Origin of the sequence: Methylobacterium crusticola (genome assembly GCF_003574465.1) — a bacterium.
Taxonomy (GTDB): Bacteria; Pseudomonadota; Alphaproteobacteria; order Rhizobiales; family Beijerinckiaceae; genus Methylobacterium; species Methylobacterium crusticola.
In genome coordinates this window covers 1-8,275 of sequence record NZ_QOWC01000281.1, presented here as the reverse complement: position 1 = coordinate 8,275, position 8,275 = coordinate 1, and the positions used below count along the sequence as shown (strand labels likewise).

Here is an 8,275-nt window from a genome sequence, read left to right as displayed (position 1 = left end):
GCCGCGCCGGGCAGCGCCGCGCCGGACGGCGCCGCGCCGGACGGCGCCGCGACCGCCTTCGCGGCCGACGTGCGGCGGGTGGTCTTCCCGCGCGCCCGCCCGCAGGGGCTCGAGCGGACGCTCGGGGACGTCGTCGCCGCCGAGCCGCTCCGCCTGACCCAGTACCTCCGGCCCGCCGACATGGACGGCGCCTCGAACAACCGGGAGGCCGTCAACGCCGCCGTCGCGGACGCGCGCGCCTCGGGCCGCTCCCTCGACCTCACCGGCACCCCGCACCTGGTGCTGAACGGGCCGCCGGTCGACATCCAGGGCGTGGCCCTCGTCGGGCGCGGCGTCGGCACCATGCCGGCCACCCGCATCGTGACGAGCAATCCGGTCGACACCTTCACGGCGGCCGGGAACTCCGCCGGCGCGCGCGGCCTCACGGTCGAGCACAGCGGCCCGGCGGGCCAGATCTTCAGGCTCCACCAGGGCATCAGCCACCGGATCGAGGATTGCAACCTCGCCGGAACCCACCCGGACAACCCCGATCCGCTCCTGAGCTTCCGCGGCGCGAACACCGACCTCGAGGGCATCGGGTTCAACAACTTCCGTCTGCGCGCCTACAGCTGGCTCTGCGACGCGGTCGCGGCGGGCGGCCTGATCAACATCAACAGCGCGGTGCGCCACTGCTACCAGGGCGGGCCGGGCCGGGGCGGCTGGATCGGCTCGAGCGACCGCTCGACCCGGCCGGAGGGCCTCTCGGTCGACGACCTCAAGAGCATCGTCACGGGCGGCCCGGCGCTCACGGTCGAGTCCGTCCTGTCCCTGATGGTCGTGACCCCGATGCTCGACCAGGTGAGGGGCGCCGGCCTCCTGCTGCGGCCCGCCGCCCCCTACGGCATCGACGACGTCCAGATCCTCGGCGGCTGGATCGGATCGTCGCCGACGACCGATCCGGACGCGGTCGGGATCCTGCACGACCCCGCCCTCGGCCACGGCATGGCCCGGCTGCGCGCCCTGGGCACGAGCTTCCGCTACCTCGAGCGGGCGGCCCGCTTCGGCCCGAAGGCGACCGACCTCCTGCTCGATGCCGGCTGCGCCTTCACGGACCTGCGCTCGGGCATCGCCGTCGAGGTGCCGCCCGGGGCCTCCCTGGCGCTCGGCCGCTGCCTGTTCGCGCAGGGCGTCCAGCCGGTGCTGTTCACCGGCGCCGCGCGGGCCGGGCGCCTGGCCAACCGCATCCGCATCCCGTTCCAGACCCGGGGCTTCGCCGGCTACGTCGGGGCGCCGCACGGGCTCGCCGCGCCGCCCTCGCACGTGGCCGTGTCGGTCGAGGCGGGAACGGCGGGCATGCAGCCGCCGGCCGTGATGCTGGCCCAGAAGGACGAGGCGAACGTCGTCTTCGCCCTGACGCTCGCGGGCATCGCCGCGCACGGGACGGGCTACCTCGATGTCGCGCTCGCCGTCTGAGCCGGGGCCGCCCGGCCGCAAGCGGACCGGGGCCGCCCGACCCGCTCCCACCTGAGGAACCGACCGCATGTTCGCGATCATGGACGGCAACCGCGTCAGCGCCCTGGCTCCCCGGGAGCCGGACCTGCCGCGCAGCATCGAGGTCCTCGACGTCTCGGGCATCCCGGGCATCATGGTCGGCTGGACCCGGGGCCCGGACGGGCGCCTGCACGCGCCCGTCCTGCCGAAGGAGAGCCTGCGCGACTGCGCGCGGGAGGTGTGCCGCACGATCGAGCAGGGCGGCGTCGCGGTGCCGGCCGTCGGCGGCCTGCGGATCGCCACCGACGACCGCTCGAAGACCCTGGTCCTCGGGGCGCGGATGGCGGCCCTCGCCGACCCGGGCTTCACCACGACCTGGTTCGCCCTCGACGGGTCGCGCCACGCGCTCCGGGCCCCGGAGGTGGTGGCGATCTCCGACGCGGTGCTGGCCCACGTCGCGGCGTGCTTCGCCGCGCGGGCGGCGGTCGAGGCCGCGATCGAGGCCGGGACGGTCACCACCTCCGCCGAGGTGGCCGCCGCCCCGTGGCCGCCTGCCGCCCCGCCGGGCGCGTGAGGGCCGGGCCCCGGAACGATCCTCGCCGGGAGGGAGTTGCCGGGGCATTCCGAAGACCCACCAGGAGCACGCGATGCCCGGCAAGAACCTCAAGGCCCTGTTCGTGCACCAGCTCAAGGACACGTATTTCGCCGAGAACGCGATCCTGAAGGCGTTGCCGAAGATGGCGGAGGCGGCCCGGTCGGACGACCTGCGGGGCGCCCTCGGGGTCCATCTCCAGGAGACCCGCGAGCAGGTCAAGCGCCTCGACCAGGTGTTCCGGATCGTCGGCGAGAAGCCCGAGGGCGTCACCTGCAAGGCGATCCAGGGCATCATCGCGGAGGGCGAGGAGGTGATGCAGGACTTCGCCGGCAGCGACGCGCTGGATGCCGGCCTGATCGCGGCCGCCCAGGCGGTGGAGCACTACGAGATCACCCGCTACGGCACGCTCCTGGCCTGGGCCCGCCAGCTCGGCCTCGGCGAGGCGGAATCCCTGATCAAGGAGACCCTGGTCGAGGAGGAGAACACCGACGAGATCCTGTCCGAGCTCGCCGAGGGCGCGGTCAACCCCGCCGCGGCCTGATCCGGGACGCCCGCTCCGGGCCGGGCGAAGGGCCCCCCGGCGGGCCGAAGGAGGCCCCGCGGGCGCCCCCGAACCCTCCCGCCCCGTGCCGCGTTGGACCCGTGCGGGAGGGACGGAGCGCCGGACCATGCCGGAGATCGCGGGCATCCTCGAGACCGTCCTGTACGTCGACGACCTCGACCGGGCGGCGGCGTTCTGGGGCGGCCCCATGGGCCTGCCCTGCCTCCACGCCGACCATCGCATGCGCGCCTACGACGTCGCCGGCCGCGGCGTCCTGCTGCTGTTTCCCCGCGGCGGCTCGCTCCGGGCCATCGAGACCCCGGGCGGCACCATCCCGCCCCACGACGGGCGCGGGCCGCTGCACCTCGCCCTGTCGATCCCGGCCGGGGCCCTGGGCGCCTGGGAGCGGCACCTCGGCGCGAGCGGCATCGCGCTCGAGGGCCGCGCCACCTGGCCCCGGGGCGGCACCAGCCTGTACTTCCGCGACCCGGACGGGCACCTCGTCGAGCTCGCCACGCCGGGCCTCTGGACCGGCTACTGAGCGCCGGTCCCGGGGCCCGCACGGGCCCGGTCTGCGCCGAAACCCCCGAGGTCACGCTTGGCGCCGGCCTGTCGACGGCCGTTCGCGGGACCGGACGCCCAAGCAAATCCCGCCGGGTGTGCGCCTGCAACACTTGCGCTCCGGTCCGGGCGACTGTCATAGGGCGTGATCAGAACGGCCCGCGGGGCGGCGGGCCGCAATCCAGGCGGGCTCTCAGTGTCAGACTCCCCCCGCCGCGTGCTCCTGGTCAGCTTCGGGACGCGCGGCGACGTGCAGCCATTCTGCGTGCTCGGCCGCGCCCTCGTGGCCCGCGGCCACGCGGTCCGGGTGGTGACGACCCGCGACTTTGCCGGCCTGGTGCGCCGGTTCGGCCTCGACGCCGCCGAGGTGGGGGCGCCCTTCGCCGAGGTGCTGCGCGACCCCGACTTCGACGGGCTGTTCCACGGCTACTTCTCGGCCGGCCTGCGCGCGGTCCCGCGCCTGCGGGCGCTCAGCCGGCGCCTCGGGCGCCACCTCACCGACCTGATGCGGGGCACGCTGGAGGAGGTCCGGCGCGCCGACGTCGTGGTCTACAACCCGTTCGCGTACTTCGCCGGGGAATTCGCCCGCGAGAGCGGCCGCCCCTCGCTCGCCGTGCTGTGCCAGCCGATGCTGCCCACGGGCCGCGAATCCCTCTCGCTCCTCGGCGGGCGCGACCTCGGCCGCCTCGGCAACCGCCTGTCCTACGAGAGCCTGCGCCTGCTCGGGCCGCTGATGCGCCGCCCGGTCGGGGCGCTGCGCCGGGAGGGCGCGGGCCGGGGCCTGCGCCTGCTCACCAACCCGGTCACCCGGGGCCTGGCCGAGGCGCATCCGGCGGCGACCCCGTTCGGGCGCCCGCCCGCGGCGGGCGCGCAGGCCGGCCCGGCGCGGGCCGGCTCGCACGCCGTGCTCGCCTACAGCGCCGCCCTGAGCCCGCCCGCGCCGGACTGGCCCGTGCCGGCGACGCAGACCGGGTTCTGGTTCGCCGATCCCGAGCCCGGGGCCGCGCTGCCCGAGGCGGTGGAGCGCTTCCTCGGCCAGGGACCGCCGCCGGTCTTCATCGGCTTCGGCTCGATGCTGTGGGGCGCGCGCCGCAACACCGAGGTGGTGCGGCGCGCCCTCGAGCTCTGGGGCGGGCGGGCCATCGTCGCGGCCGGCGCCGGCGGGCTCGCGCTCCCGCCATCCGGGCCGGACGGCACCCCGGCGGGAGACCATGCCCCCGCGCAGGACCATGGCCCGGCGCAAGGGCACGGCCCGGCGCAGGACCATGGCCCGGCGCGGGACCGTGCCCCTCCCGGGCACCGCATCCTGACGGTCGGCGCCCTCGACCACGCCCTCGTGTTCCCGCGCGTCGCGGCGGTCGTGCACCACGGCGGGGCCGGCACCACCGCGGCCGCCCTGCGGGCGGGGCGGCCGAACGTGATCCTGCCGATGCTCGGCGACCAGCTCTACTGGGGCCGGCGGGTGGCGGCGGTCGGGGCCGGCGAGGCGCCGGTGCCCCTCGCCCAGGTGACGCCGGAGGAGCTCGCCCGGCGCATCGCCCAGGCCTGCGCGGCGCCCCGGGCGCGGGCCGCCGCCGCCGCGGTGGCGGCCGCGATGGCGCGCGAGCCCGGAGTGGCCGCCGCCGCCGACCTCGTCGACTGGCTCTCGGGCTTCCGGGACGCCGCCTGATGCCGTCCCCACCGCTCTGCCCGGTCACCGGCGCGCCGGCCGTGCGCCGCGTGCAATGGGTCGAGGCCCGCCTGCTCGCCGCCCTGTGGCGGATCGTCTACCGGGTCGACGCCCGCCCGAGCTTCCGGGGCGTGGAGCGCTTCGGCCTGTGGGAATCACCGACCGGGCTCTACTTCTTCGATCCGATGCGGGAGGGCGACGCCGGCTTCTACGCCGGCTTCTACCGCAACCGCTTCATGCGGCGGTACCTGCGCCAGAGCGACCGGGACGAGTTCCGGGTCGCGGCCGGCCACGTCCGGCCCGGCGACCGGGTCCTCGACGTCGGCTGCGGCTTCGGCGCCTTCCGGCACCACGTGCCGCAGGCGGAGTATCTCGGCCTCGACCCGCACTTCGCGGGCGGCGAGGCGCGCGCGTGGGCGCGGGCCGAGCCCCTCGGCGAGCACCTCGCGGCCCATGCCGGGCGCTACGACGTCGTCTGCGCCTTCCAGGTCCTCGAACACGTCGCCGATCCCGCCGGCCTGATGGCCGAGATGGCGCGGGCGGTGCGGCCGGGGGGCAAGGTCGTGGTCGGGGTGCCGCACGTGCCCTCGGCCCAGGGCCGCATCCCCAACTGGCTCACCAACGCGGTGCCGCACCACCTGACCTGGTGGACGGCGCCGGCCCTCGAGGCGCTGGCGCGGCGGGCGGGCCTCGTCGACCCCGCGGTGGGCGCCTCCGCGTGGTCGCGCGGGGACGTCTTCGTGCACTGGATGGCGCGCTGCTCGCCCGTGCGCTGCCGCGACGCCCATTACCGGCACGCCTGGAGCTGGTACGCGGCCGGGCTCCTCGGCGCCCTCGGGGGCGGCCTCGCGAGCCTGGTCCTGCCGCTTCCCGAGCCCGGCTCCGACGAGGGCGTCGCCCTCCTCATGGTCGCGACGCGTCCCCCCCTCGATCCCGCCGCCGCCGGTCCCGCGGCCTGAGACATGCCCGAGATGACGAATCCCTCCTGTCCGGTGACGGGCGCACCCGCCGTGCGCCTCGTGCAATGGGTGAGCGCCCGGCTGCTGGCCGACCTCTGGCGCTACGCGCTGCGGGTCGACGTGCGCCCGAGCTTCCGGGGCACGACGCGCTTCGGCCTGTGGGAATCGCCGACCGGGCTCTACTTCTTCGATCCGATGCGGCAGGGCGATGCCGGCTTCTACACCTCGCTCTACGGCCGCCTGAACATCCGCCACTACCCGCGCGAGGGGCACCCCCGGGCCGAGTTCCGCCTGGCGGCCCGGCACGTCGCCGAGGGCGCCGCCGTGCTCGACGTCGGCTGCGGCTTCGGCGCCTTCCGGCACGAGGTCGGCCACGCCCGCTACACCGGGCTCGACCCGCACTTCTCCGGCGAGCCCGGCGCGGCGTGGGCGCGCATCGAGACCCTCGACGACCACCTGCGGGCGCATGCGGGCGCCTACGACGTCGTCACCGCCTTCCAGGTGCTGGAGCACGTCGAGGCGCCGGTGGCGATGCTGGAGGCGATGATGCGGGCGGTGCGGCCCGGCGGCACCGTGATCGTCGGCGTGCCGCACGTGCCGGCGGCCCACACCCGCATCCCGAACTACCTGATCAACGCCGTGCCCCACCACCTGACCTGGTGGACGAAGGGCGCCCTGGAGGCGATCGCCGCCCGGGTCGGCCTCGTCGGCGCCTCCGTCGAGGTGGCGCCGTGGAGCGACGTCGACGCGGTCGTGTACTGGATGGAGCGCTGCTCGCCGGTGCGCTGCCGCGACGTGCACTACCGGCATTCCTGGGCCTGGCACGCCTCGGCGCTCCTCGGCTTCCTCGGCGGGATGGTGATGCGCAAGCTGCGCCCGGTCCCGCACCGGCCGGGCGACGAGGGCGCCTCGCTGCTGCTGGTGGCGCGAAAGCCCGCGGCCGGCTGACGGGGCGGCGGATGCGCGAGGGACGGGCGGCCGACGGGGCGGACGCGACGGCGGGGCGGCCCGCACCCTGATCGACTCCCGGGCGGGCGGCACCCGCCCCGCCGCGCGGGCACCCGCCCCGCCGCGCGGGCAGCCGCCCTGCACCGGCCTCATGGCCCGAGGGCGGCGGGCCGGCGTTGTCCCGGCAGCGCCGCGAGGACCGCCCCATGCACGACGACAGCGACGGACGCCGCTTCGCGCTCACGGTCGACGGGCAGACCGTGTCCGCCGACTACGAGCGCCGCCCGGGCATCCTGGTCATCCGCTACGTCTACGCGCCGCCCGCCCTGCGCGGGACCGGGGCCGCCGGCCGGCTGATGGAGGAGGTGGCCGCGGCGGCCCGGGCGGAGGACCGCAGGATCCTGGCCCTGTGCGGCTATGCCCGGCGCTGGCTCGCGCGCCACCCGCGCCACCGCGCCCTCCTGGCGTGAGGGGGCCGGGCCCCGGCCCGCGCCGGGCCCCGGCCCGCTTCGGGCCCCGGACGGGACGTGCCGCGGCGCATGCCTTGGGGATAACGGGGGCGCGGCCCCGAACGCCGGGGACGAGGCCGCGCCGCGCCGTTGACCGGGCGGCCCGTTGAGCCTTCGTTTACGCGGGCGGGGCACCTTGGCCGTCAGGCGTGGCGTTCACCCGGGTGGCCCGGCACGCGGCTTCGCGCGGCCGGCAGGAGCCCGGGCCGGCGCGAGGTCGCGGGCGGGGGCCGGCGGGACCGAGGGGTTGATGGCGGGATCTTCGACGAGCGACCGGCCCGGCTCCGTCCTGGTGCAGGTGTCCTGCCTGGTGCAGGTTTCCTGCCTGGTGCGGGTGCCCCGCCGGGTACGGGAATCCTGCGGGCCGGCCTCGGCCCTGCGCTGGGCCGCGGTCGCGGGGGTCGCCCTGACGGCGGCGAACTGCGCCGGCCCGACCCAGAAATACGCCGGCGCCGTCCGCGGCGGCCGCGAGATCGACCCGAAATACGGCGTCGTCGCGAGCCCGCGCCTCTACGGCGAGAACGACCCCATCCCCAAGGGCGGTGGCCGGGCGATGACGGGCAAGCCCTACGTGGTGGCGGGGCGCACCTACGTGCCGCGCCAGGACGCCCGGGGCTACGCCCGGGAGGGGCTGGCCTCCTGGTACGGCACCGCCTTCCACGGCCGCATGACGGCGAACGGCGAGGTGTTCGACCGGTTCTCCGTCGCGGCCGCGCATCCGACCCTGCCGCTGCCGAGCTACGCCCGCGTCACCAACCTGGCGAACGGCCACTCGATGGTGGTGCGGGTGAACGACCGCGGCCCCTACCACGCCGACCGGCTGATGGACGTCTCGCAATCGGTGGCCGAGGCGCTGGATTTCCGCCGCCGCGGCACCACCCGGGTGCGGGTCGAGTACGTCGGCAAGGCGTCCGTGGCCGGCAGCGACGACCGCAAGCTGATGGCGACCCTGCGCACGGACGGGCGCCCGGCGGGCTCGCCGTCCGGCGCCAACATCATGGTGGCGGAGGCCGGCGAGGAGGC

9 protein-coding genes are annotated in these 8,275 nt (G+C 76.6%); all 9 read left to right on the top strand.

Going from position 1 to position 8,275, the window contains the following annotated elements; all coding sequences use genetic code 11:
• A partial coding sequence (locus tag DT057_RS35770) for a hypothetical protein (RefSeq protein ID WP_162501586.1) occupies window positions 1-1,452 on the top strand: 1,452 nt, incomplete at its 5' end.
• A 67-nt stretch (window positions 1,453-1,519) separates the two neighbouring features.
• The gene (locus DT057_RS32865) at window positions 1,520-2,044 is read left to right on the top strand and encodes a DUF4376 domain-containing protein (RefSeq protein WP_128566227.1); all 525 of its coding nucleotides are present in this window, start codon (window positions 1,520-1,522) and stop codon (window positions 2,042-2,044) included.
• Between the two features lie 73 nt (window positions 2,045-2,117).
• Window positions 2,118-2,606: a YciE/YciF ferroxidase family protein gene (locus DT057_RS32860; RefSeq protein ID WP_128566226.1), complete on the top strand. Its 489-nt coding sequence runs from the start codon at window positions 2,118-2,120 to the stop codon at window positions 2,604-2,606.
• A 127-nt stretch (window positions 2,607-2,733) separates the two neighbouring features.
• A complete protein-coding gene (locus tag DT057_RS32855; RefSeq protein ID WP_128566225.1) occupies window positions 2,734-3,147 on the top strand; it encodes a VOC family protein in 414 nt (137 codons plus the stop codon).
• A 216-nt stretch (window positions 3,148-3,363) separates the two neighbouring features.
• Window positions 3,364-4,836 (top strand): glycosyltransferase, encoded by a 1,473-nt coding sequence (locus tag DT057_RS32850; protein WP_128566224.1) that lies wholly within the window; start codon window positions 3,364-3,366, stop codon window positions 4,834-4,836.
• Complete coding sequence (locus DT057_RS32845) at window positions 4,836-5,795, top strand: class I SAM-dependent methyltransferase (RefSeq protein ID WP_128566223.1); 960 nt, start codon at window positions 4,836-4,838, stop codon at window positions 5,793-5,795. The genes DT057_RS32850 and DT057_RS32845 overlap by 1 nt, the downstream gene beginning before the upstream one ends.
• Before the next feature lie 12 nt (window positions 5,796-5,807).
• The gene (locus DT057_RS32840) at window positions 5,808-6,743 is read left to right on the top strand and encodes a class I SAM-dependent methyltransferase (RefSeq protein ID WP_128566222.1); all 936 of its coding nucleotides are present in this window, start codon (window positions 5,808-5,810) and stop codon (window positions 6,741-6,743) included.
• Window positions 6,744-6,949: 206 nt separating this feature from the next.
• Window positions 6,950-7,213: a GNAT family N-acetyltransferase gene (locus tag DT057_RS32835; protein WP_128566221.1), complete on the top strand. Its 264-nt coding sequence runs from the start codon at window positions 6,950-6,952 to the stop codon at window positions 7,211-7,213.
• Window positions 7,214-7,502: 289 nt separating this feature from the next.
• Window positions 7,503-8,275 (top strand): septal ring lytic transglycosylase RlpA family protein (locus DT057_RS32830; protein ID WP_162501585.1); only part of this gene is annotated, 773 nt, incomplete at its 3' end.

Coding starts and splice junctions, on each gene's coding strand:
- DT057_RS32855 (WP_128566225.1), top strand. CDS start 2,734: ATGCCGGAGATCGCGGGCATCCTCGAGACCGTCCTGTACGTCGACGAC.
- DT057_RS32860 (WP_128566226.1), top strand. CDS start 2,118: ATGCCCGGCAAGAACCTCAAGGCCCTGTTCGTGCACCAGCTCAAGGAC.
- DT057_RS32845 (WP_128566223.1), top strand. CDS start 4,836: ATGCCGTCCCCACCGCTCTGCCCGGTCACCGGCGCGCCGGCCGTGCGC.
- DT057_RS32865 (WP_128566227.1), top strand. CDS start 1,520: ATGTTCGCGATCATGGACGGCAACCGCGTCAGCGCCCTGGCTCCCCGG.
- DT057_RS32840 (WP_128566222.1), top strand. CDS start 5,808: ATGACGAATCCCTCCTGTCCGGTGACGGGCGCACCCGCCGTGCGCCTC.
- DT057_RS32835 (WP_128566221.1), top strand. CDS start 6,950: ATGCACGACGACAGCGACGGACGCCGCTTCGCGCTCACGGTCGACGGG.